The 21,062-nt window shown below is 39.3% G+C and carries 26 protein-coding genes; 8 read left to right on the forward strand and 18 right to left on the reverse strand.

The features are described 5' to 3' along the window. Positions 1-90 precede the first annotated feature (90 nt). Positions 91-414 (forward strand): YnfA family protein, encoded by a 324-nt coding sequence (locus MKY06_RS14360; protein WP_014459650.1) that lies wholly within the window; start codon positions 91-93, stop codon positions 412-414. Positions 415-538: 124 nt separating this feature from the next. On the opposite strand, the gene MKY06_RS14365 is transcribed toward MKY06_RS14360, so the two are convergent. The 3 genes from MKY06_RS14365 to MKY06_RS14375 form a co-directional block, all read right to left on the reverse strand. Continuing rightward, positions 539-1,822: an ABC transporter substrate-binding protein gene (locus tag MKY06_RS14365; RefSeq protein ID WP_064471794.1), complete on the reverse strand. Its 1,284-nt coding sequence runs from the start codon at positions 1,820-1,822 to the stop codon at positions 539-541. 70 nt (positions 1,823-1,892) lie between these two features. Then, on the reverse strand, positions 1,893-2,720 hold the full coding sequence (locus tag MKY06_RS14370) for a carbohydrate ABC transporter permease (RefSeq protein ID WP_013057493.1): 828 nt from the start codon (positions 2,718-2,720) through the stop codon (positions 1,893-1,895). Then, positions 2,720-3,682 carry a carbohydrate ABC transporter permease gene (locus MKY06_RS14375; protein WP_013057494.1) on the reverse strand — a complete coding sequence of 321 codons (963 nt, stop codon included), beginning with the start codon at positions 3,680-3,682 and terminating at the stop codon, positions 2,720-2,722. Before MKY06_RS14375 ends, MKY06_RS14370 begins: the two co-directional genes overlap by 1 nt. Positions 3,683-3,912: 230 nt before the next feature. Between MKY06_RS14375 and MKY06_RS14380 the strand changes: the two genes are divergently transcribed. Continuing rightward, positions 3,913-4,752, forward strand: a complete 840-nt coding sequence (locus tag MKY06_RS14380; protein ID WP_053487382.1) for an SDR family oxidoreductase — start codon at positions 3,913-3,915, stop codon at positions 4,750-4,752. Positions 4,753-4,821: 69 nt separating this feature from the next. On the opposite strand, the gene MKY06_RS14385 is transcribed toward MKY06_RS14380, so the two are convergent. From MKY06_RS14385 to MKY06_RS14415, 7 genes are all read right to left on the reverse strand, one after another. Next, positions 4,822-6,153: a TIGR00366 family protein gene (locus MKY06_RS14385; RefSeq protein WP_029322379.1), complete on the reverse strand. Its 1,332-nt coding sequence runs from the start codon at positions 6,151-6,153 to the stop codon at positions 4,822-4,824. A gap of 125 nt (positions 6,154-6,278) precedes the next feature. Next, a complete protein-coding gene (locus tag MKY06_RS14390) occupies positions 6,279-6,764 on the reverse strand; it encodes a GNAT family N-acetyltransferase (protein WP_098322369.1) in 486 nt (161 codons plus the stop codon). Between the two features lie 103 nt (positions 6,765-6,867). Then, a complete protein-coding gene (locus tag MKY06_RS14395; protein WP_013057498.1) occupies positions 6,868-7,101 on the reverse strand; it encodes a hypothetical protein in 234 nt (77 codons plus the stop codon). Between the two features lie 100 nt (positions 7,102-7,201). Then, positions 7,202-7,387, reverse strand: a complete 186-nt coding sequence (locus tag MKY06_RS14400) for a DUF4083 family protein (protein WP_013057499.1) — start codon at positions 7,385-7,387, stop codon at positions 7,202-7,204. Between the two features lie 92 nt (positions 7,388-7,479). After that, the gene (locus MKY06_RS14405) at positions 7,480-8,601 is read right to left on the reverse strand and encodes a CapA family protein (RefSeq protein WP_098322368.1); all 1,122 of its coding nucleotides are present in this window, start codon (positions 8,599-8,601) and stop codon (positions 7,480-7,482) included. A 313-nt stretch (positions 8,602-8,914) separates the two neighbouring features. Next, positions 8,915-10,159 carry a YeeE/YedE family protein gene (locus MKY06_RS14410; RefSeq protein WP_053487386.1) on the reverse strand — a complete coding sequence of 415 codons (1,245 nt, stop codon included), beginning with the start codon at positions 10,157-10,159 and terminating at the stop codon, positions 8,915-8,917. A 172-nt stretch (positions 10,160-10,331) separates the two neighbouring features. After that, positions 10,332-10,997 carry an EAL domain-containing protein gene (locus MKY06_RS14415; protein WP_223268891.1) on the reverse strand — a complete coding sequence of 222 codons (666 nt, stop codon included), beginning with the start codon at positions 10,995-10,997 and terminating at the stop codon, positions 10,332-10,334. Positions 10,998-11,113: 116 nt separating this feature from the next. Here MKY06_RS14415 and MKY06_RS14420 point away from each other — a divergent pair, with 116 nt between their 5' ends. Beyond that, on the forward strand, positions 11,114-11,446 hold the full coding sequence (locus tag MKY06_RS14420) for a hypothetical protein (protein WP_013057503.1): 333 nt from the start codon (positions 11,114-11,116) through the stop codon (positions 11,444-11,446). Between the two features lie 37 nt (positions 11,447-11,483). Here the strand turns inward: MKY06_RS14420 and MKY06_RS14425 are convergent, their stop codons facing one another. Together MKY06_RS14425 and MKY06_RS14430 are read right to left on the reverse strand one after the other, a co-directional pair. After that, entirely contained in the window at positions 11,484-12,656 is a 1,173-nt protein-coding gene (locus MKY06_RS14425) for an iron-containing alcohol dehydrogenase (protein ID WP_013057504.1), read from the reverse strand. Between the two features lie 84 nt (positions 12,657-12,740). Beyond that, complete coding sequence (locus tag MKY06_RS14430) at positions 12,741-13,631, reverse strand: LysR family transcriptional regulator (RefSeq protein WP_053487387.1); 891 nt, start codon at positions 13,629-13,631, stop codon at positions 12,741-12,743. A 220-nt stretch (positions 13,632-13,851) separates the two neighbouring features. Here MKY06_RS14430 and MKY06_RS14435 point away from each other — a divergent pair, with 220 nt between their 5' ends. Beyond that, a complete protein-coding gene (locus MKY06_RS14435) occupies positions 13,852-13,998 on the forward strand; it encodes a hypothetical protein (RefSeq protein ID WP_013057506.1) in 147 nt (48 codons plus the stop codon). 167 nt (positions 13,999-14,165) lie between these two features. After that, positions 14,166-15,077, forward strand: a complete 912-nt coding sequence (locus MKY06_RS14440; protein WP_053487388.1) for a DMT family transporter — start codon at positions 14,166-14,168, stop codon at positions 15,075-15,077. 109 nt (positions 15,078-15,186) lie between these two features. Here the strand turns inward: MKY06_RS14440 and MKY06_RS14445 are convergent, their stop codons facing one another. Next, on the reverse strand, positions 15,187-15,612 hold the full coding sequence (locus MKY06_RS14445; RefSeq protein WP_228540821.1) for a GNAT family N-acetyltransferase: 426 nt from the start codon (positions 15,610-15,612) through the stop codon (positions 15,187-15,189). A 238-nt stretch (positions 15,613-15,850) separates the two neighbouring features. On the opposite strand from MKY06_RS14445, the gene MKY06_RS14450 reads away from it, so the two are divergent. After that, the gene (locus MKY06_RS14450) at positions 15,851-16,252 is read left to right on the forward strand and encodes a hypothetical protein (RefSeq protein WP_098278025.1); all 402 of its coding nucleotides are present in this window, start codon (positions 15,851-15,853) and stop codon (positions 16,250-16,252) included. A gap of 39 nt (positions 16,253-16,291) precedes the next feature. Next, on the forward strand, positions 16,292-16,963 hold the full coding sequence (locus MKY06_RS14455; protein WP_289915153.1) for a glyoxalase: 672 nt from the start codon (positions 16,292-16,294) through the stop codon (positions 16,961-16,963). A 78-nt stretch (positions 16,964-17,041) separates the two neighbouring features. Here the strand turns inward: MKY06_RS14455 and MKY06_RS14460 are convergent, their stop codons facing one another. Next, positions 17,042-17,554, reverse strand: a complete 513-nt coding sequence (locus tag MKY06_RS14460) for a topology modulation protein (RefSeq protein ID WP_029322402.1) — start codon at positions 17,552-17,554, stop codon at positions 17,042-17,044. 264 nt (positions 17,555-17,818) lie between these two features. Here MKY06_RS14460 and MKY06_RS14465 point away from each other — a divergent pair, with 264 nt between their 5' ends. Next, the gene (locus tag MKY06_RS14465; RefSeq protein ID WP_029322404.1) at positions 17,819-18,049 is read left to right on the forward strand and encodes a hypothetical protein; all 231 of its coding nucleotides are present in this window, start codon (positions 17,819-17,821) and stop codon (positions 18,047-18,049) included. Between the two features lie 44 nt (positions 18,050-18,093). Here the strand turns inward: MKY06_RS14465 and MKY06_RS14470 are convergent, their stop codons facing one another. From MKY06_RS14470 to MKY06_RS14485, 4 genes are all read right to left on the reverse strand, one after another. Then, positions 18,094-18,453: a hypothetical protein gene (locus MKY06_RS14470; protein WP_029322406.1), complete on the reverse strand. Its 360-nt coding sequence runs from the start codon at positions 18,451-18,453 to the stop codon at positions 18,094-18,096. 62 nt (positions 18,454-18,515) lie between these two features. Further along, positions 18,516-19,277 carry a glucose 1-dehydrogenase gene (locus tag MKY06_RS14475; protein ID WP_013057515.1) on the reverse strand — a complete coding sequence of 254 codons (762 nt, stop codon included), beginning with the start codon at positions 19,275-19,277 and terminating at the stop codon, positions 18,516-18,518. Then, positions 19,274-20,305, reverse strand: a complete 1,032-nt coding sequence (locus MKY06_RS14480; RefSeq protein WP_064471797.1) for a zinc-dependent alcohol dehydrogenase — start codon at positions 20,303-20,305, stop codon at positions 19,274-19,276. The genes MKY06_RS14475 and MKY06_RS14480 overlap by 4 nt, the downstream gene beginning before the upstream one ends. A gap of 78 nt (positions 20,306-20,383) precedes the next feature. After that, on the reverse strand, positions 20,384-21,028 hold the full coding sequence (locus MKY06_RS14485; protein WP_155660373.1) for a GntR family transcriptional regulator: 645 nt from the start codon (positions 21,026-21,028) through the stop codon (positions 20,384-20,386). Positions 21,029-21,062 lie beyond the last annotated feature (34 nt).

The raw sequence follows: 21,062 nt of genomic DNA on the forward strand, positions 1-21,062 counted from the left end.
TACACTTATTTAAAACGAACAAATGGTCCATCAAACGAAAAAAGTAAGATAGAATAAAGAGAAGAAATGATGATATAAGGAGTATAGTTTATGATTAAAGCGATTTTTCTTTTTATCCTAGCGGGTCTCGCTGAAATTGGCGGCGGCTATTTGATTTGGCAGTGGCTGCGCGAAGGAGCATCAAGCTGGTTAGGGCTGCTGGGCGGTATTGCTTTGGTGCTGTACGGCGTCATTGCTACGTGGCAGTCGTTTCCGGACTTTGGACGTGTATATGCAGCTTACGGCGGCATTTTTATTGTTTTAAGCCTGTTTTGGGCGTGGTGGGTTGATAAAAAAATGCCCGATACATATGATTGGATTGGCGGACTTGTGTGTCTAATTGGCGTAGCCGTTATGCTTTGGCCAAGAAGTTAAGTGATAACGCAGAAAGGCGGCAGAACACATAAATTCTGCCGCCTTTTTTTTTTTAGATAAATACAGCTATGTTTCTGGTTTGTGTACCCACAAAAAAAAGACAACCCCAAGGTTGTCTTTTCTATTACTTCAATTCAGCCCATCTTTTATCTAATGATTTTAATAGCTCATCTTCAGATGTTTGGCCGCCGATGTATTCTTGTACATCCGCTCCGAATTTTTGCGTTACGCCTTCAGGGAACTTTGTCCATTCCCAAGGAATCGTTTTTTGATCCTTAGAATATTTAAGAAGTTCTTCGCCTAAAGGTCCGATGTCTTTTGCTTCAATTGATTTAAAGGCTGGAATGTACTTAAAGTCTTCTACTAACGCTTTTTGGCCTTCTTTAGATGTGACCATCCAGTTTAAGAAGTCTTTTGCTGCTTTTTTATCTGCCGCTGGTGCTTGTTTGTGAATAACCCAGTTGCTTGGAACGTCGATTGCAAGCTTGTCAGCTACAGCCGCATCGTCGCTTAGCGGCATAGGTAAAATGCCTACATCCATGTTCGGCGTAATTTTATCAAGCATTGGCTGAATCCAGTTTCCTTGCTGAATCATCGCTGCTTCACCGTTCGCAAATTTTGTTACTTGCGTGTTGTAGTCCGTCGTTAAAGGATTTTTGTTTCCATATTTTACTGTTAAATCAAGCAGCTTTACATACTGTTTGAACTGCTCATTTCCTGCGATTTTCGCACTGCCGTCATTTAATCCTTTAATAAATGCATCGGGATCTTTTTGACTGGCAAATGGAATATTTAAGCCGTGGTTTCCAAGCACCCACCACTCGCCGTAGCCGATAGAAAATGGCGTAATGCCGGCAGCTTTCAGCTTTTTAGCCGCTGCTTCTAATTCTGAATACGTTTTTGGCAGTTCTTTAATGCCTGCTTTTTTGAACAGTTTTTTGTTATATGTAAATCCATAGCCTTCAAGACTGATTGGCTGTCCATATACTTTACCGTCCATCGTCATTGGTGTAAGTGTGTTTTCGTACGCGTCATCAATCCAAGGCTGATCGGATAAATCTTCTAATTTATTTTTCCACGTTTTTGCCTCTTGATATCCGCCGTTTGTGAAAAGGTCAGGTGCATTGCCTGAAGCAAACTGCGCTTTTAAAGCAGCTGCACCGTCAGCTCCTCCACCCACCGTTTGGATATTAAATTTTACGTTTGGATGTTCTTTTGTGTATTGATCAGTTAGAGCTTTTAGCTGATCAGCAATTTCTACTTTTCCTTGAAATACATCTACTACCACTTGATCTCCGCCGCTTTTTTTATTACCAGATGCGCTTTCGTTTGAACACGCAGTTGAAAATAAAAGCGTAGCCGATAAAACACCTACTGCTAAAGGCCATTTTTTCATTTTAAATGCCATTTTCCGTTCCTCCCTATTTGCTGCTGGTTTTGACGCCTCAGCCTCAAAACCAGCCCTGTTGCCGATACTATTATTTAATTGAACCGCTTGTAATTCCTTTAACAATGTGTTTTTGCATTGCAAAGAAGAAGATTAATAGCGGAATAATACTGATCACAAGTGCTGCTAGTGCTAAATCCCACTGCTTTGTATACTGACCAAAGAAGAAGAATGTCGCAAGCGGAATCGTTCTTAGTTCAGGATCTTGCAGAACAAGAGACGGAAGTAAGAAGTCATTCCAAATCCATAGGCTGTTTAAGATAACTACGGTTACTGTAATTGGCTTTAATAACGGGAATACAATTCTCCAGAATACGCCTAGACGCGAGCATCCGTCGATGATTGCCGCTTCTTCTAGCTCGACTGGAATTCCTTTAATAAATCCGTGGTATAAGAAAATCGTCATACCAGAACCGAAGCCTAAGTACATAATCACGATACCCCAAATGCTGTTTAACAGATTTAAGTTTCCTGCTACTTTTACAAGCGGAATCATGATAGATTGAAACGGAATAACCATTGCCGCTACGAATGCCATAAAGATAATGCTGCTGATTTTTTTCTTTGTTCGAACCAGCATGTAAGCTGCCATTGAACAGAAGATGACTAGAACTGCGTTACTGATGACTGTAATGATTAGCGAGTTGCTAAGCACTTTTAAGTAATTCATTTGGTTGAATGCATTAACAAAGTTTTGAAACTGAATCGTTGTTGGCAGTGCCGATGTGTTTGACAAAATTTCTGCAAATGACTTCAACGAGTTTGAAAGCACATAATAAAAGGGAACCAAGAACACAAGTCCAAGCAGGACCGCTAAAATTTCAACAATAAAGGTTTTGCTCGTATATTTGTTTCCCATTACGATTCAACCTCCTTCTTCTTCGTGTATGTTACTTGAATAATCGTAATCGCTGCTACGACGATGAAGAAAATTAAGGCTTTTGCTTCACCTAGACCGTATCTGTTATTAACAAATGCTTCTGTATAAATGTTAAGCGCTAACATTTCTGTTGATTTGAATGGACCACCGTTTGTTAATGATAAGTTGACATCAAATACTTTGAATGACCATGAAATCGTTAAGAATAAACAAACCGTTACTGCCGGCGCTACCATTGGAATTGTAATATGACGAAGAATTTGCCATCTGCTTGCTCCGTCAATTTTTGCTGCTTCAATCAGCTCTTGCGGTACGTTTTGCAGTGCTGCTGTGTAAATAAGCATGATATAGCCTGCTCCTTGCCATACACTTACAATCACGATGCCCCAAAATGCTGTTTTTGCGTCTCCCAACCAAGGAAGTTCAAAAAGCGAGATTCCCGTAATTTGTCCGATAGATGCAAATCCTTTTACGAAAATGAACTGCCATACAAATCCTAGTAAAAGTCCGCCAATTAAATTCGGCATAAAGAAAACCGTACGTAAAATGTTTCGTGTTTTTAACATCTGAGTAACAAGGATTGCTAACACGAATCCAACCACATTCGTTAAGATAATCGCAACGACCGTATATTTTGTTGTGATCCAAAACGATTGCTGAAACTGCTTATCTTCGGTGAACAAGTACTTAAAGTTATCAAGTCCCACCCAGTTAATCGTACCATTTACTCCGTTCCAGTCTGTAAATGAGTAATAAATCCCTGTAAAAAATGGTATAAGTACAATCACACAAAACGCTAAAAGTGCGGGCCCTACAAATAGTGCAAATAAACCTACATTTTTCAAATTTTTACGTTTTTTCGTATTAATCGATGGTTCTCTTTTAAGTTCTTGCTCTAAAGGAACATATTCTGTCTCCTGTAATTTACTTTGGCTATTCATCTTACTAGCACCTCCCTATGTCTTATTTTAGCGAAATCCGCTATTTATGAAACCGCTTTAATTGACGAGTAGGGTGTAAAATATTGACCTTTGTGCAACATTTTCTCTTCTGTGCAAATTTTACGCCCTTTTTTAAAACATGAAAGAAATAAAAGAAAAAGCTAGAAGTGGACGACGTATCTTCTTATCTTATACACTAGAAAAAAGATGTAGTTGGGAGGGACATACTCATGACAGCAAAACGAGCGTTAATTACGGGTGCCAACTCAGGAATGGGACTGGCTGCAACGATTGAACTAGCCAAAAAAGGATTCGAAGTCATTATGGTTTGCCGAAATGAAGAAAGAGGAAATCCCGCTTTAGAAGAAGCGAAGCGTCAAAGCGGCTCGGATTCCATATCTCTTATGACCTGTGACTTAGCTTCTCTCGACAGTATCCGAGCTTTCAGTGAAGACTTTACGTCTCGTTACAGCGTGCTTGATGTGCTGATTAATAACGCGGGCGTGGTGACAATCAAGCGTGAAACAACCCAAGACAGCTTTGAAATGATGCTTGGTGTCAATCATTTGGGTCACTTTTTGTTAACTAATTTACTTTTAGATCCGCTGAAAAAATCTCAGCAAGGACGCATTATAAACGTTGGGTCCGGTGCTCATAAAGCTGGAAAAATAGACTTCAACAACCCTCACTTAACAACAGGATTCGGAATATGGCGAGGATACTCGCAGTCTAAATTAGCGAATAACTTATTTACGGTCCATTTAAGTAAAAAGTTAAAAGACACTTCGGTAACCGTAAATTGCCTTCACCCCGGAGCCGTTTCTACCGCTATCGGCGTTAACCGTCAAACGGGTTTCGGAAAAAGCGTTCACGCCGTGCTTCGCCCTTTCTTTTTAACACCTCTTCAAGGTGCTGAAACGGCTATTTATTTAGCAGACAGCCCTGAAGTAACGCATATTAGCGGCGCTTACTTTTATAAAAAACGCGTGACTCCCCCTTCTTCAAGAGCAAAAGATGAGCGGCTCGCAGAAGAATTTTGGGACTGGAGTGCCCGCGAAGTTGGCTTATAAAGTAGATAGATACGCTTGGAAAGAAGAAAATAATGAAAAAAGGTCAGCTTTTCAGCTGACCTTTTCGTATTAGAAAAACGTTAGTCCTATAGCAAAAATAAAGCCTGATACAATTAAGGTCGTCACGCAGTAGCCCATTATATCGCGTGCTCCGAGCCCTGCGATAGCTAGTGCAGGCAGTGCCCAAAACGGCTGCGCCATATTCATCCATGCTTCTCCGTAGGCAATGGCCATCGCAGCGACTCCCGGATCTACGCCGAGCTGTTCAGCTGCCGGCATAATAAAAGGTCCTTGTACAACCCAGTGTCCTCCTCCTGACGGAACAAAAAAGTTCACAACGCCAGAACTTAAAAACGCAAGAAACGGAAATGTCGTTTCATTTGAAATCGAGATAAATGCGTTCGTTAGCTTCCCGCCTAAGCCTGATAGCTCCATCATGCCTTGAATACCTGCGTAGAATGGAAACTGAATCACAATCCCAGCGGTTCCTTTCGCAGCATTAGAAACGGCATTCATATAGGATAAAGGCGTGCGGTGAAGCAAAATACCCGTCGTGAAAAATAATAAATTCACTGTGTTAATATCCATTTTAAAGCCGTTTGTAGCAAAATAATAAATTAAATATGAATACCCAAGCAGCGCAATCGTCAGACTTAAAAACCTGCTGTTCTCCATGCGTACAGCAAATGTTGGCTTAGAAGAAGATGTCTCAACAACTGTAGCCGGAGCCATTTCATCTTCTGCCAACAGTCTTGGATCAATTTCTACCACTTCTTTTCCCGTCGGCATCATCAGTCTTGTCATAATAGGAAGGACAATTAATAATGCGAGGGTAATAAATAAGTTGTAGCCTGTAAAAATCGTGTCTGACAGCGGAATAAGTCCAGCCGTTTTTTCCATTGGGTTTCCAGGTGTAGCAGCGACAAGAGGAATCGAACCTGACAAGCCTCCGTGCCATGTTAAAAACCCTATGTAGGCACAGGCAATTAAAAACCGGTAATCAGATCCCGGCACGCGTTTCGCTACTTCTTTCGCAAACAGCGCACCTACAATTAAGCCAAACCCCCAGTTAATCATACAGGCCATAGCTGCGCCAAGCGTGACAAGAATTACCCCTTGCGCCGGAGTTTTGGCTAACAGTGCTATGTTCACAAGCCACTTCTTTACAAGCGGCGAGCTGGCAAGCGCATGTCCCGTGACAAGCACTAAACTCATTTGCATCGCAAATGCCAAAAGGTTCCAAAATCCACTTCCCCAAAACTGAACCATTTCAATCGGCCCGTGAGGAGTAAAAACAATACCTGATACAAATAAAATCAGCGTCAGGATTAAAGCAAACACAAACGGATCAGGTAAAAAACGCTGCACAAGCGCCGTAAAGAAATTAGATAACGCTTTCATTTTACTCCTCCTTTACAGGAATACTCCTGTGAATAAATGTCGACAAGCATCTTTAATTATACATAATTTGTTGAAAATTGTTAATATTTAGTTTAATAAAAACCCTTCCGTTTTTCAGAAGGGTTTTACACACTAAATGTTTGAATAAGAGTTGGCTCTCCGTCAAGTTCAATTTTCTTTTCTTGAAAGGAAATATGTAAGCTTTTATAAATATGTTTCCAAAATGAAATAGCCCGCTTATTGCCTGCAAGCTCAATAATCATATATGTTCCTTTTCGATGAGAGAAAATGTCTTTTATCGTTTTGGAAGCGATGCCCTGCCCTCGGTATTTGTTTAAGATAAAAAAATCATTGATGCAGTAATCTGCTTCTTGCTGAAGTGCGGGCTGTTCAAGAAGTAAAAAAAAGCCCGTCAGCTTATCATCTACTTTAATAAAGTATGGCGAGAGGCCTTCTACTTTCCAAAACAGAGGCAGCTCTTCAAAATGGAAAGCTCCATCTTCGCGAATATCTAAAGAAGGTGTATACGCAGATAAATCGTGGAGATAAAGAGAATACAAATTTTGCAAAACGCCCGCTTGGTTTTTAGGTACTTTTTCAATCGTAAGCATTCTTAGTTCATCCCCTTCTTTTCCTATCATAAGGGTTTTTTCTGAAAGTTTACAGTAAAAATGTTTGGGCAAAGTGAAGATGGATAGTCAAAAAGCTCTTTTTTCATTTTGCAGATGTATGAAACGCAATAAAAAAACGATCATCTCCGGTACTGTACGCTCCGTCTGATAATCGTTTTTTATGTTTTGTATGCTGGTGCTGAAGTTTTTCCTTCTTTGTTTTGGTTTTGCGCGTGTCCATGTCTGCAAATACAAACAGGCTGCGGTTTAATTCTGGATTTCGCTTTCCTTCACGCGTCATTTTATCACGCATTTTTTTTGCTTTTGACTTTGCCATGTAACTTCCTCCCTATATGAATGATGTATACATATCTTACTGCTTTTTTATAAAATGTCAAGTGCAGAAGCACTGATGGATTGACAGTGCTTCTGTATAGTCAAGACTCTTTGTTTTTCAGCATATCATCTAACTTTTGCTCCATGCGCTGAAGCCTTTTTTCATTTGCCCCCTGCTTTTGAATCAACCTTTTTAAGCCTATAATAAATGCAATTATTACTCCTGCTATTCCTATCAGGATAAGCAGCATAAGAATTTGAAAAATAATATCACCTATATTAACCATAATTCCACCTTTAATCTATTTTTTTACATTATATCATTTTTTTGGTTATTTTCGCTTTATTTTATAAAAAAAAGCTCTCAATGCTGAGAGCTTCATTTACTATCTTCATCGTAAACCGTCCATTTTTCCTGTTTGATTTGATTGGAGACATCAATCAGTTTATTTTTCACTCGGTCCTTTTCCGCTCCTGTTAAAGGCGTAGGTCGGTAGTCGTTTCGCGCCGTTGTGGAAGAAATACGGAATGGAATGACGTTGATGTCTTTATTAGTCGTTAGCTTTCCATCTTTAATCGTAAACGTCTGCTGAAATACAAATGTATCTTTATCACTTGGATTTTTGTTTCCGCCAAACATAAAGTTTCCTAAGCTATAGACAATAAATTTATCTTTGTACTCTTCAATTCCTTGAACAACGTGAGGATGATGACCTAAAATCAAGTCTGCTCCGTTATCAATTGTATATTTCGCCAATGCTTGCTGCGCTGTATCAGGAACATAGTGTCGCTCAGATCCCCAGTGAAAATGCACAATGATAATTTTAGCGCCTTTTTCTTTTAAAGACTTAATTCCGTCTTTAATCTGACTTCTTATTTCTTTGGTGTCATCCCAGCCCGGATATCCAAGCAATCCTACTTTGACTCCTTTTACCGTTGTGATGTATGTATCTTCATAGCCAAAATAGCCTATTCCGCTTTTCTTTAAGTTCTCTCTTGTATCATCATATCCTTGCTGTAAATAATCACGTGTATGATTATTAGCTAAGTTAACGGTTTCAATACTTCCTTGTTTTAAAATATTCACAAAAGAAGGGTCACCTTTAAAACGAAATGTTTTACTTGCTTTTTCGGTCGCATTTGTCAGCGTCGTTTCTAAGTTAACCGTTGTTAAATCATCTTGTTCAAAAATCGACTTTACATTTTGCGTAAAATACGGAAGGCCATTTCTTGCCGCTACGTCATTAAAAGTAGAATCATAGCTGAAGCTTTCATCATTCCCTAAAGTAAAATCTCCCGCTGCGCTAATTTTAATGGTTGTATTAATGCCCTCTTTTTTTTCTTTTTTTGTCGCTTCTTTAGATTTTACAGCTTCTTTAGATTTTACAGCTTCTTCTTTTTTCTGTGGTTCAGAAGATGTTTGTTCTCCTGCTCCTCCGCATGCTCCCAGTAAAAAACACAAACTTCCATAAATAACAGCTTTTTTTAAATACTTGTTCATGTAACGTTAAAACCCCTTTTTACGTTTTAATAACTGTGTTTGGACATGGTGTTTAATGTACATTTCGCCAAATACATACAATCTTCCTGTTATATCGGCAAAATAAGTGAAAATTTCATAAAAAAAGGAAGTTTTTATATTCTTTTTGGGTTAGAACAAGAGATTTTAGCTAAGAGAAAAGTAGCGCAAACGCTGCGGAGAAAACTGATGAGCTGTACTAAACTTCAAGTGATTCACAAAATAGCACAGCGATTCCAAACATCACCTAAAATAAAAACCTCCTTTGCTCATGCAAAGAAGGTTTTATCTACACTTAACAAATCGAATCATTAGATTTAGGGTTTTTGAGTCCAAATAACGGTCGGATAAATAGTGCTACGCCTGTGCCAAGCATCGCCATAACCATCCATACCCATCCGTGAAGACTAAATGAGGCAATGCCGCCAAAGTAAGCGCCGATGTTACAGCCAAAAGCAAGACGCGCACCATACCCCATTAAAAGGCCGCCAACAACAGCTGCTCCTGCGACGCCGGGCTTAATTTTCCCTGGTTTGAACGTTCCTTGCGCCGTCGCTGAAATGAAAGCTCCGAGGATGATCCCAAAGTTTAACACGCTAGTAGAGTCCGCTAATACACTTTGCGTTAGCGCTTCTCCATTTGCACCTTGGAAAAATCCCCAGCTTGATACATCTATTCCAGCTGCCATCATCGCTTTTCCGCCCCATAAAGCAAAGGCAGAAGTAATGCCCCAAGGATTTCCTCTTACAGCCAGCGTCAATGCATTTAATACAGCCAGCACAATCGCCGCAGTAAATAGAGGCCAAGAGCCGCGAATGATCTTTTTCCACCCTTTTGTCGTAGGAAGCTGCTTCATCATAGGCGGATTTTTCTTTTTCGCAATTTGAATCGTAATCCAGTAAATCGCTGCGAACGCGATAAGCTGTACAATCCAAGCACCAAAATAACCAAGGCCTGTCGATTCAGCTAATGAAATAGGGGGAAGCGAAGGTTGTTTTTGCCAAAATGGCAAATGATACGCCCCGAACATAGAACCTACAATAAAGGATAAAAGCGTTAAAATCATGGAAGAAGAGCCGCCGCCTAACGAATACAGCGTTCCTGAGGCACATCCATTTCCTAGCTGCATGCCAATTCCAAACATAAACGAACCAACTATCACGCTGACTCCTACAGGTGAAACATATCCTTTTGGCGTTACGCCTGTAAAGCTAAAGCCTGTACTTAAAATGATAGCAAACAGCGTTGAAGCAATCGCTAGCATAAGCATATGCGCCTGTAAACCTTGAACATTTCCGACAGATACCAGTCGGCGAAATGCTGATGTAAAGCCAAAGCGTGCGTACAGAAGCGTCATCCCTAACGCTAGGCCAATAATAAATAACACACCTTGCGTCCAGTTAGTCGTGAGCACAATCGCAAGAAGCAAAATAACTGCTGCTATAACCCCTCCTGCAAATAATGGCTTTTGCATAGGGCTTAATTCTGTTACAACAGTGGTTGACTTCGATTTATATGATGAGTGCAACGTTTGTGCCAAATCATCCACTCCTTTTCTGATAGAAATACTAAGAATTAATATTTATCATCTTATAGCACTTCCCTTTCTCTGTAAACTATTTAGCAAAATGAAAGTGAATTGTTTATTTTTTGAGTATTCTTACTTTCATTCATACAAAAAGCAGAAGTTGCTCTTCTTCTGCTTTTTGTTACTAAACGTAAATAGAATGAATCTCTTTTAACGGTTCAGGATGAGGCTTTGCAAAATAATACCCTTGAAACAAATCATAGCCCATCTCTATCAGGCATTTTAAATCTTCTTCTGTTTCTACCCCTTCTGCAAGAGCCTTCGCCCCCATTCTATGGGTGATAGTTAACATCTCTTGGGCCACTTTTTTCTGTTTCTCATTCTTACTGACTCCGTTTGTGAATTCAAATGCCAATTTCACGATGTCAGGCTCCACTTCTAAAAGCCGATTCAGCGTGTTATAACCAACTCCTACGTCATCTAAAGCATATTTAAATCCGTGGGAGCGATAATAATTCAAAATGTTTTTTAAATGCTCAATATCTTGAACATCCTCCGTTTCAATCACTTCAAACACTATTTGCTCGGGTTTTATATTCAATTCTTGGATTAACGTAAATGTAGATGCCAAGCAATGCTCAGGATTATATATTGCTGTAGGAATAAAGTTAATAAAAATCAGCTGACGATCAATAATACTAGCATTTTTTACAACTTCTAAGCGGCAGGCTCGGTCAAGAGCGAAGGTTTTATTTCTTATTTGAGCAGCTTCAAACATTTTAAAAGGCGGTATAATACTTCCGTCTTCTTCTAATCCTCTTGATAAAATTTCGTGGCCAACGATATGCACGCGTTCGTGATCAATCGATACAATCGATAGAACGTACTAAAAAGTTTTGGTAAAATGGTAGACGGCTTTTATTATCTAGATCATAGAAGAACTTGATATAAGGAAGTGAACAATTCATGAGCAAAAACCCTTTTACTAAGTGGTTTGTATTTTCTTTAACATTCTTTGCCCTGAGTACTGGCGCAATGTATTATATGCTGTACATATCGTACTGGACGTATTCTATTAAGCTGTTTTTAATCGCGGTGCCGCTCTTTACCTTATTATCGGTTGCTTTTGGTTCGTTGGTAATCGTACATGAGCGCAAAAGAAAACGTGTATTTCAGTTGCAAAATGAAGGAGGCAGTCCTAAAAGTACGTTTATTCAAGGATTTTCCGAAATAACGGTAGGAGCAGGATGCATCGTGCTGTGCTTTTTTCTTTTTCTTTATTTTCTAATGGATTATTGAGTACATATAAAAAAGACGAGCAGGCAGCTCGTCTTTTTTATTTGGATCTTTCTAGAATATCTCGAACGCTCGCATAATCAAGCTCTTTATAAGTTCCAACACCTGGTTTTACAAAGGTCTTTTCAACAATCGCATCAAATTCAGAATCATCAATATCATAGTCACGCAAGCTGTTCGGGGCTCCTAAGTCATTCCAGAAAGTGCGAAGCGCTTTTGCTCCTTCCATTGCTGTTTCTTCATCGCTTTTTCCCGCTGGATCAATGCCAAATACGTTTACAGCCAATTGTTTTACACGAGAAGGATCTTCTTTTAAAACGTGCTCCAGCCAGTTAGGGAACAAGATAGCGAGACCGCCTCCGTGGGGAATATCATATACGGCCGACAGAGCATGTTCAATACGATGAGTAGCCCAGTCTCCCCCGTCCGTTCCGTTTGCTAAGCTTCCGTTAAACGCCGTCGTGCTGATATACATCATCGTTTCACGATACTTATAAGAAGTCAGGTCTTTAAGAAGCTTAGGACCTTCTTGTACAGCCGTTCTTAGTAAAGATTCAATAAAGCCGTCGATCATCGGCGTATTTTCCGTGCGATGAAAATAGTGTTCAAGCGCATGCGACATACTGTCAACAATTCCATAGACGGTTTGATCGCGCGGCACTGAAAATGTGTACGCCGGATCTAAGATAGAAAAGACGGGAAATACGTGAGAAGACGTCCAACCTAGCTTTTCTTTTGTTTCCCAATTTGTAATAACAGAAGTTGAATTCATTTCAGATCCTGTTGCTGCAAGTGTTAATACCGTTCCAAAAGGAAGCGCATCTGTAATCTCTTTTTTACGTGTAATTAAATCCCATGTATTTCCTTCATACACGGCTCCAGCTGCAATAGCTTTTGTACAATCGATTACACTTCCTCCCCCAACGGCTAAGAGAAAACCAATGTTTTCTTTTTTACATATGTCAACGCCTTTAGCTACCGTAGTCAAACGAGGATTAGGTTCTACACCAGACAGCTCGTGAACAACCGCGTTAATAGACTGAAGTTCAGCTTTCACTTCGTCGTATACGCCATTTCGTTTGATACTTCCTCCTCCATATACTAACAGAACGTTTACTTGTTTATGATAAGAAGCAAGCTCTTGCGATAGCTTCGTAATTTGATTTTCTCCAAAGTATAATTTTGTAGGATTGTGCTGCAAAAATATATTCATGTTCTACACCTCTAGTTTCATGTTTTATAAAAAGTGTAGCACGAAAACAACTTCATCATTATTGAAGATTCTCTATATCTATTATCAATATTTTTGATAACCTTCTTGAACAAGTGAAATAAATTGTTGAATGGGTGCCGTCAGCCACTTTTTCTTTTTGAATATGAGCTGTGAATAAAGATAAAACTCTTCGTGGTCAAACGGGATTTTAATCAATTTTCCGCTTTCCATCTCTTGTTTTACCGCTATTTCCGGTACAAGAGCAATACCTAAATTATCCGCTACGCACTGTTTAATCGCTTCAAGACTGCTAAACGAGATGACCGATTGCATATGAATACCGCTGCTGCGCATCATCTCTTCTAAAAGCGTGCGATAAGGGCAGCCGCTCTCAGTTAAAATAATGGTCTCTCCCTCAAACTCTTCCATTAGAACGCTGGTTCTTTTACTAAAAGAATGAGAAGACGAAGCAATCATAACCATGTTTTCTTTTCGAATAGGAATCACTTCTAAACTTGAAGATGTTTGAAGGCGATCAAGCAAAACGGCTACATCATACTTTCCGTCAATAATTCCTTGTGTTAAATTTGGACATAAACCCGCTTCTAGCATAATCTTTAGAGAAGGGTGCTGCTTTTTTAATTCACGAATATACGGTGTAATAAAATAGGCGGCCAGCGACTCCACGGTTCCTATTGAAACGGTTCCTCTAGCATCTTCGTTCGTAGTAAGGCGCTCTTTTGCTTCATTTAATAACTCGGTTACTTGATTCACATAATAAAGCAATTCTTCACCAGGCTGAGTCAGCTTCATTTTTTGTCCAGTTCGTTCAAATAGTTTTTGACCGTAATGATCCTCTAATTTTTTTATATGAGTGGTAACGCTTGACTGAGCATACCCTAACTCCTCGCCCGTTCGTGTATAGCTCCCCCACTTCGCTACTTCTTTGAATGTATATAAATAGTTAATATCCATATGCTGCTCCTTATGTACTGCTGTTTTGTTTCGTTGTCCATATGCTAAAGCTGTTCTAGTAATTAGAACTTATACGCAAATAGAATCACAGTACAGTATAAGCGAACTCGTTTTGCCAAGCAATTTTATCCACCTTAAAAATTCTTTTTATATTAGGCAATTACGCCGTTTTTTGTTCATAGAATGAAAAACAAACCTATGAAAAGAAAGGGTGTATCTCGTGACAGCCTACAAAGAAGTATTATATAAAGGAAAACGCTTTGTACTGATTCACGTATATGATTCAGGATACTGTGAAATCCGACCGATTGATCATGCTTTTAAAGTCGAACTTGTGCGATTAGATGAGATAGAACAATGTGGATAACAGTCATGAACGCAGCTAATGCAGCTGCTTTTTTGTTTGTATTAAAAACAAGTGGATGAGATAAAAATAGCTAAATTGGCTGGCCTTTTACATAATTTCTTCCTGTATACTTTGTAACTAAGGATATTCGCACTTATTTAGTTTCTATACTTATTCGAGGTGATTACATGAAAAAAGGCTGGCTGGAATGGATATTATTATCCGTTGCGTTAATTTGGGGAGCCAATTATACAATCGGAAAATTTGGAGTTGCTCATATGTCTTCCATTCAATTTAGCGCACTGCGTTTTATAATGGTTGCTCCTATTCTTTTACTTATTACAGGAATAATAGAGCGAGGCATTCGTATCGAAAAAAAAGACTGGGGACGTTTAATAGCGGTCAGCATAGTAGGCGTTACGCTCTATCAAACGCTGTTTATGGTATCTGTTAAGTATACAACAGCTACAAATGCTTCTTTACTTATTTCGATGTCTCCTATTTTTACAGGAATCTTAGCTATATTATATAAGCATGAAGCTTTTTCGTTAAAAACACAGCTAGGCTCTGTGCTTGCTTTTTTCGGGGCTGCGTTTGTACTGCTGTTTGGTCACTCTAGTCATGCACTGTCGCAGCTTGCATGGTTCGGAAACATCATGGGGATTGTGGCAGCCATTTCTTGGGGCTGGTACCCGATTTTAGCAAAACCTTTAGTTGTAAAATATTCTGCTTTGCGCGTGACTGCGTGGTCTGCTTTAATCGGAGCTATTCCGCTTACTGTCTACTGTCTTTTCACCTATCAAACACTTATCTGGCCAACAGATATAGGCAGCTGGAGCTCTCTGGCATACTCTGTTTTGTTCGTGACGGTGTACGGACTGGTGATGTGGTATGTAGGAATTGGAAAAATTGGCTCTACAAAAGTAATGGTTTACATGTATGTTATTCCTTTGTTCGCCGTTGTTTTTGCTGCTGTAGCTATTGGAGAGACCATCAATGCTATGCAGCTGCTTGGAGGACTTATTATTTTTAGCGGTTTGTATATTGTTAAAAAAAGCCCTGCTGCTAAAACAGCTCTTAAACTTAAAAAAGCAAACTAAAAAGAGTAACGGGTTCGACTGATGCATGCTAATAACGCTCAGATTTTTTCTGAGCGTTATTGGTATACTATTTTAATGCCCTAATTGAATTAAACATCCAATAGTTTGATTAATGAACATTTTTCAGTTTATATTCATGAGTGATTTTATGCTGATTGTATACGCGTTTAAAACCGTTTCGTTCATAAAATAACTTCGCTTCGTCCGTATCTGTATAGAGAACGAGGCTGTCGTAAGAATTCTCCGCATAGTGAATGCCTGCTTTTAAAAGTCGCTTGTCTATACCCTTTCTGCGAAATTGAGCTGAAACATAAAATCTCCTTACTCTTCCAGCGTTAGCATACTGGCTGTAAGAATTTTGATTAAGGCCGGCTACGCCAATTAATTTGTTTTGTTCACCGTAAACTCCCCACAATCTTTCGCCCGTTTTGTTAAATACGTTTTGCCCGTTTTTATACTCCGCTACTAGCTTTGTAAGAAAGAAAAAGCCTTCCTCCTGGCTTTCTATTAACAGCTCTTTTATATCATGCTCCATCAGATCCGTTAGCCTGATGATTCTCATAAGTGACGGCCATTGTATAAAGAACAAAACCTACATTTGCGGTTACTTGACTTGCTGCTAAAAGATAAAAACGCTGAGTCAATTCTTTTCTCCTTTCTGTTAGACGTAACATGCAAAAAGATAATTCATTTTTGTTAATTTTTCCCTTTTAAACTATAACACTATTTGACGAAATCCAAAACTATCTATAATTTAGTAGATGGAGGTTTTTATGTTTAAATATAGTTTTCTTATTGTTCTTATCGCTTTTTTACTTATTAACTTTAACGGTCAGGAAAATCAAATTGTAGGAGGCAAAATAAAAAAGGAACGAAGTGAGGTTTTCTTTGGAGAATACGACAGCTTTACGGGCCGCTACTCCCGGAGCATTAAACTCAAAAAAGGCGTAACCTACGCTTTTACGCTATCTAAAAACACCAAAAGCGGAGACCTGTCCCTGTACGTAGAAGATCCAAAACAGACACGATTTTTTGAAATGACTAATAACTCTCTTTATTTAACACCTGAAAAAACGAGAAGATATCGTATTAATTTTGTAGGCTCCGAGCATAAAGGCTCTTTTCAGCTTCGCTGGAAAAGAAGTAATCAAAAAGAGAGCGAAAGATTTGTGTAATACCATTTTAGACAACGCTTAAACGAGGAGGAATGGTTTATGATTATTAATCAAGCTGTCCTGTACACCCACTTATTGGACACAATGAAGGATTTTTATGTAAATTCTCTCGATTTTCCATTAACCGCCGCTTCACCGCGTTCTTTTTCCATCAAGGTTGGTGAAAGTGAGCTAACCTTTAAAGAAAGTTCTCTACATACGAAGCCCTTTTACCATTTTGCTTTTAATATTCCAGCAAACCGCTTTATGGAAGCAAAGCAATGGGCTACTCAGATAGTCTTCCTCAATACAGAAGAGAAGAAAGATGAGATTTATTTTGAAGCATTTGATGCTCATTCCTTTTATTTTGAAGACCCTGCTCATAATATTGTTGAATATATTTCAAGACATTCGGACTGCCCGTCATCCAAGGACCCCTTTTCTTCTAAGTCGATTTTAAGCATAGGAGAAATCAACTTGACAACTCCTCATGTCCACTCTGTAGGGACACAGCTTATTAACTCCGGTATCACCGTGCGCAACAACAGGCTATTAAACGAGACCTTTAATTTTTTAGGAAGCGGCAGTGCGTTTTTTCTTGTAGGTACGCCTAAAAGGCGGTGGTTTTTTTCGAACCGAGACTCTGAAATTCATCCATTAATGGCAAAGGTCAATCATTCTCTAACGGTTGCGCTCGACGAAAAAGGAATGTTGAAGATTACGCAAGAATGATTGTTTTTTTAATAAAGCCACGTAACAAGCGAACTTGTTACGTGGCTATTTTTGTTCAAAATTCACCTCATACTCCCCCTATAGGTTTTGTATATAGTTCTCGATGTCCTTTCTGTTCATCAGCATAAAAACCTTGCAATCCTCATCATTTTTAAGCTTTTTAAACCGGTTTCTCATCTTTTTTTGCCGCTCTCGATACGTAGTAAGAATAAACGTAAAAAATGACCAATCTACTTTTTCAGGACATCCTTTTGCCATATCTTCACGCGTTTTTCTTGCATATACGATTCTCCGCTTTATTACTCGGTACACACAAACGATTAGCGGCAGCTCTAAATAAATAATGGTATCTGCACGCTTCACTCGCAGGTCATACGAATTGCTGTAGTTTCCGTCGATAATCCAGCTGTCTTTTTTTACAATGTGCTCCTGCAATTCTCTAAAGCTATCATTGTCTCTTTCCGTCCAGCCAGGCTGCCAATACAGACTGTCTAAATGATATACTTCTAGATCAAGCTTTTCCCCTAATTTCTTGGCAAATGTAGACTTTCCTACTCCTGGAGAAACGCCCATTACCAGTACTCTTTTCATCTCATCACCTTACCTTTTTAAGAAATAAAGCTGATTGAAGAGAAGGCAGCTGTTTATAGCTGACTCGGTGCACTCAGTGTACTCGGAGCGGGCAGCTTTATAAAACGGTTGCATGTTAGGATTTTTATTCCCATGATTTTCAGGCAACCTATAAATATTCATTATAAATTCCTATATTCCTTCTTGCTTTGTAGTAAATAGGTTGCTTTTATGAATCGTTTCCTTTACCTTAAAATGTGAGTATATAAAAGTAAGGTGAAAAAAATGAATGCATCTATGCTAAAGAGATTTTTACGAAACCTCGGTATTTTTATTTATATTGTCATTGCAGCTATTAATATTTACTTAACGAGAAATGATTTGGGCGATATGCTTACCCGCCTTTTGCTGCTGACTATTTTACTTCCTTTGTTTTTTAGTTTTGTGTATGCGTTAGGAAAATCACATTTTAAAAGACAAGAAGAGCTCGCTGAACAAGAGAAGAAAAAAGAGTAATAAAAGCCTTTTATCGAGGGGGATTTCCCTTGATAAAAGGCTTTTTACTTTTTTTCATATAACTGAACATTAACTACATTAGGATTAACGTGATACTGTTTGGCAAGTTGATTTACCATCTGCTGAATTTCTCTTTTCTTATGGGAAGAAAGGTGTTCGCGGGGCAGAAGAACCAGAACTTGAGCTTCCGCATAGTTGTTCAGCACCCTAACTTCTTGAAAGCCATGCTGCGTCAAAAAAGCTTTTAACGCTTTTTCAAAGTCTGTGCTTTCTTTTTGAACAACTATAGAAGGCTGATCGTAAGAAAATAGCGAAACTTCTTTCTCTTCAGGCTTTGTATACACCGTCCAAGCAGTTATAAGCACTGTGACAGCAATACCCACATTTAACATCCACCTTTTCATACCAAGAACGCTCCTTTTAATTAAGTTTGTTCATGATATGAAAAAATTCGTTCATTCATGCGTTATCTTCCTAGCCAGCCTCCGTCTACGGCAAGTAAGTGCCCATGAATATAAGCAGATGCATCAGATGCTAAAAAGACAACCGCTCCTTTAAAATCATTTGCTTGCCCCCATCTGCCTGCGGGAATACGTTCAATGATTTGTCTGCTGCGCGTTTCATCGTTAATAAGCGCTTCATTCATATCAGTAGCAATATACCCTGGTACAATTCCATTAACATTTACGCCTTTTGCTGCCCATTCATTAGATAAAGCCTTTGTAAGCTGAGCAACTCCGCCTTTTGCTGCAGCATAGGCCGGAACGGTAATACCTCCTTGGTAAGAAAGCAAAGATGCCATATTAATGATTTTTCCGCTTCCTTGTTTAAGCATTTGTCGGCCCGCCTGCTGACATAACAACCATACGGTTTTTAAATTAACATTCATAACAGCATCCCAATCTTCTTCTGCAAAGTCTACAGCGGGTGAACGTCTTTGAATGCCAGCATTGTTCACTAAAATATCGAGCTTGCCAAAATAAGCAACAACCGATGAGATCGCTTCGCTTACTTCAGAAGCATTTTCTAGATCACAATTAACAATAAAACATTTTCTTCCGAGACGTTCAATTTCTTCTTTTACTCCAAGAAACTCCTTTGATCGCTGCAGCAGAGCGATATCCGAACCTGCTTCTGCCAAAGCAATCGCCATTGACCTTCCAATTCCTCTTGTTGCCCCCGTAATCGCTGCTACTTTACCATCTAAAGAAAATAAATCTACTGTCATTGTTCATTCTCCTCTCCGTTTGGTACAAATAAAACCTTAAGTGATTCATCAGGCCGCTGCATAAACTCAAACCCCGCTTGAATATCTTCAAGCGGCAGCTTATGAGAAATTAAAGAATCTGCTGCTATTTCACCGCTTGCCAGTAAATCAATAGCCGTCTGAAAATCTTCCTTTGTATAACATCTCGTTGTAGTTAATGAAATTTCTTTAAAGTGCATCACTGCTAAATCTACTTCTGGAGCTTTTTTGTATACGCTCACCACCACAATCTCTCCCTGAATACGGCTTGTTTCAACCATTTGTTTTGCTGTAATTTGATTTCCAGCTACTTCAAATACAACGTCTGCACCGACGTCATTCGTAAGCAAACGCACTTCTTTTACGACGTCTTTTTTCATTGCATCAATTGGTATAAAGCCAAGTTCTTTTGCTTTAGTTAAGCGGTAAGAACTAATATCTGAGATCATTACTTTTTTTGCTCCTGCTCGTTTCGCAATCATCCCGATCAGCAGTCCAATAGGTCCTGCTCCTAAAATGACAGCTTGGTCTCCTACTTTCAACCGCGAGCGTCGCACTGTATGTACGGCAACGGCTACGGGTTCTGCAAGAGCTGCGTGTGCGCTGGACAGATTCTCTGGCAATAGGTGAAGACGGCTCACTGGAACAGCTGCGTACTGCGCGAACCCTCCATCTTGATCAATCCCAATTAATTTTAACTTCTTACAAACGTGAAACTGCCCTCTTACACAGGCTTCGCAAGTTCCGCAGCTAAGCGTAGGCTCAACTGCTACGCGGTCACCTAAAGAAAATTCCGTTTCCCCTTGGATCTCCTCTATAACTCCGCTGAATTCATGTCCCATAATAAGTGGCGCTTGTGCTCTAGGGTGTTTTCCAAAATAAATCATCATATCCGTTCCGCAAATTCCAGCATGAGATACCTTTACAAGCGCTTCTCCTTCTTTTATGACCGGTTTCGCTTTTTGCTGCATAACGGCTTTTGTTTCTGAAACGTAGACACCTGCTTTCATTTCTCCATCCCCTTTGTATACTTGTCGACAAGTTGAAGATAAAAATCTTCAAAATCATTTGGAGCTTTTATCCCTTTTTTATGCTTCATTCAAAAGTGAAGCTGTTATCGTATTTCGCGTGTCTTCAAAGTGACGCTTCACTTCATCTTGAATACGTTCTATATTTTGAGACTTTAATGCCTTAATCATTTCATGATGCTGTTCAATCAGCGGCATCACGGCTTTTTTGTCATCTCGAAATCTTTTTTCAGTAGTAATTAAAAGAGCCGCTAAAATGATTTCACGAATGCTTTCCCACAATTTTAATATCCGCTTGTGATCTGCTTCGATAATCACGAGCTCATGAAACCGCAAATCTTGATAAGCAAATTCTACATAGTCATCGTATTTAGCTGCCATGTTCATTTGATCAATGCTTTGCTCCAGCTTCTTAATAAGCGAATCATGATTGACTTCAGATAAACGTTCTAAGACAAAATGTTCTAAAAGCAAACGAACATCGTACAGCTCGTATAAATCTCTAGCTGTTAAACCAATAACTACTGCTCCCATTCGCTGTAAGTCGATGAGCCCTTCGTTTGAAAGGATTCGCAGCGCTTCTCTTATAGGAGATCGGCTCATTCCAAACTCTGCCGATAGCTGATTTTCTGATAGTATGGTTCCTTTCTTCAGTTCGCCGCTCATAATTTGAATTCTTAATTTGCTTACAACTTGTTCTCCCAGCGAGGCTCCGCGAAGCCATCTTTCCGGGTAGGTT

Origin of the sequence: Priestia sp. FSL P4-0332, from assembly GCF_038005845.1 — a bacterium.
In the GTDB taxonomy this organism is placed as follows: domain Bacteria; phylum Bacillota; class Bacilli; order Bacillales; family Bacillaceae_H; genus Priestia.

Coding starts and splice junctions, on each gene's coding strand:
- MKY06_RS14455 (WP_289915153.1), top strand. CDS start 16,292: ATGATTATTAATCAAGCTGTCCTGTACACCCACTTATTGGACACAATG.
- MKY06_RS14460 (WP_029322402.1), bottom strand. CDS start 17,554: ATGAAAAGAGTACTGGTAATGGGCGTTTCTCCAGGAGTAGGAAAGTCT.
- MKY06_RS14430 (WP_053487387.1), bottom strand. CDS start 13,631: ATGGATATTAACTATTTATATACATTCAAAGAAGTAGCGAAGTGGGGG.
- MKY06_RS14385 (WP_029322379.1), bottom strand. CDS start 6,153: ATGAAAGCGTTATCTAATTTCTTTACGGCGCTTGTGCAGCGTTTTTTA.
- MKY06_RS14365 (WP_064471794.1), bottom strand. CDS start 1,822: ATGGCATTTAAAATGAAAAAATGGCCTTTAGCAGTAGGTGTTTTATCG.
- MKY06_RS14480 (WP_064471797.1), bottom strand. CDS start 20,305: ATGAAAGCAGGTGTCTACGTTTCAGAAACAAAAGCCGTTATGCAGCAA.
- MKY06_RS14405 (WP_098322368.1), bottom strand. CDS start 8,601: ATGAACAAGTATTTAAAAAAAGCTGTTATTTATGGAAGTTTGTGTTTT.
- MKY06_RS14370 (WP_013057493.1), bottom strand. CDS start 2,720: ATGGGAAACAAATATACGAGCAAAACCTTTATTGTTGAAATTTTAGCG.
- MKY06_RS14465 (WP_029322404.1), top strand. CDS start 17,819: ATGAATGCATCTATGCTAAAGAGATTTTTACGAAACCTCGGTATTTTT.
- MKY06_RS14395 (WP_013057498.1), bottom strand. CDS start 7,101: ATGGCAAAGTCAAAAGCAAAAAAAATGCGTGATAAAATGACGCGTGAA.
- MKY06_RS14420 (WP_013057503.1), top strand. CDS start 11,114: ATGAGCAAAAACCCTTTTACTAAGTGGTTTGTATTTTCTTTAACATTC.
- MKY06_RS14470 (WP_029322406.1), bottom strand. CDS start 18,453: ATGAAAAGGTGGATGTTAAATGTGGGTATTGCTGTCACAGTGCTTATA.
- MKY06_RS14360 (WP_014459650.1), top strand. CDS start 91: ATGATTAAAGCGATTTTTCTTTTTATCCTAGCGGGTCTCGCTGAAATT.
- MKY06_RS14475 (WP_013057515.1), bottom strand. CDS start 19,277: ATGACAGTAGATTTATTTTCTTTAGATGGTAAAGTAGCAGCGATTACG.
- MKY06_RS14375 (WP_013057494.1), bottom strand. CDS start 3,682: ATGAATAGCCAAAGTAAATTACAGGAGACAGAATATGTTCCTTTAGAG.
- MKY06_RS14380 (WP_053487382.1), top strand. CDS start 3,913: ATGACAGCAAAACGAGCGTTAATTACGGGTGCCAACTCAGGAATGGGA.
- MKY06_RS14425 (WP_013057504.1), bottom strand. CDS start 12,656: ATGAATATATTTTTGCAGCACAATCCTACAAAATTATACTTTGGAGAA.
- MKY06_RS14450 (WP_098278025.1), top strand. CDS start 15,851: ATGTTTAAATATAGTTTTCTTATTGTTCTTATCGCTTTTTTACTTATT.
- MKY06_RS14440 (WP_053487388.1), top strand. CDS start 14,166: ATGAAAAAAGGCTGGCTGGAATGGATATTATTATCCGTTGCGTTAATT.
- MKY06_RS14400 (WP_013057499.1), bottom strand. CDS start 7,387: ATGGTTAATATAGGTGATATTATTTTTCAAATTCTTATGCTGCTTATC.
- MKY06_RS14445 (WP_228540821.1), bottom strand. CDS start 15,612: ATGGAGCATGATATAAAAGAGCTGTTAATAGAAAGCCAGGAGGAAGGC.
- MKY06_RS14390 (WP_098322369.1), bottom strand. CDS start 6,764: ATGCTTACGATTGAAAAAGTACCTAAAAACCAAGCGGGCGTTTTGCAA.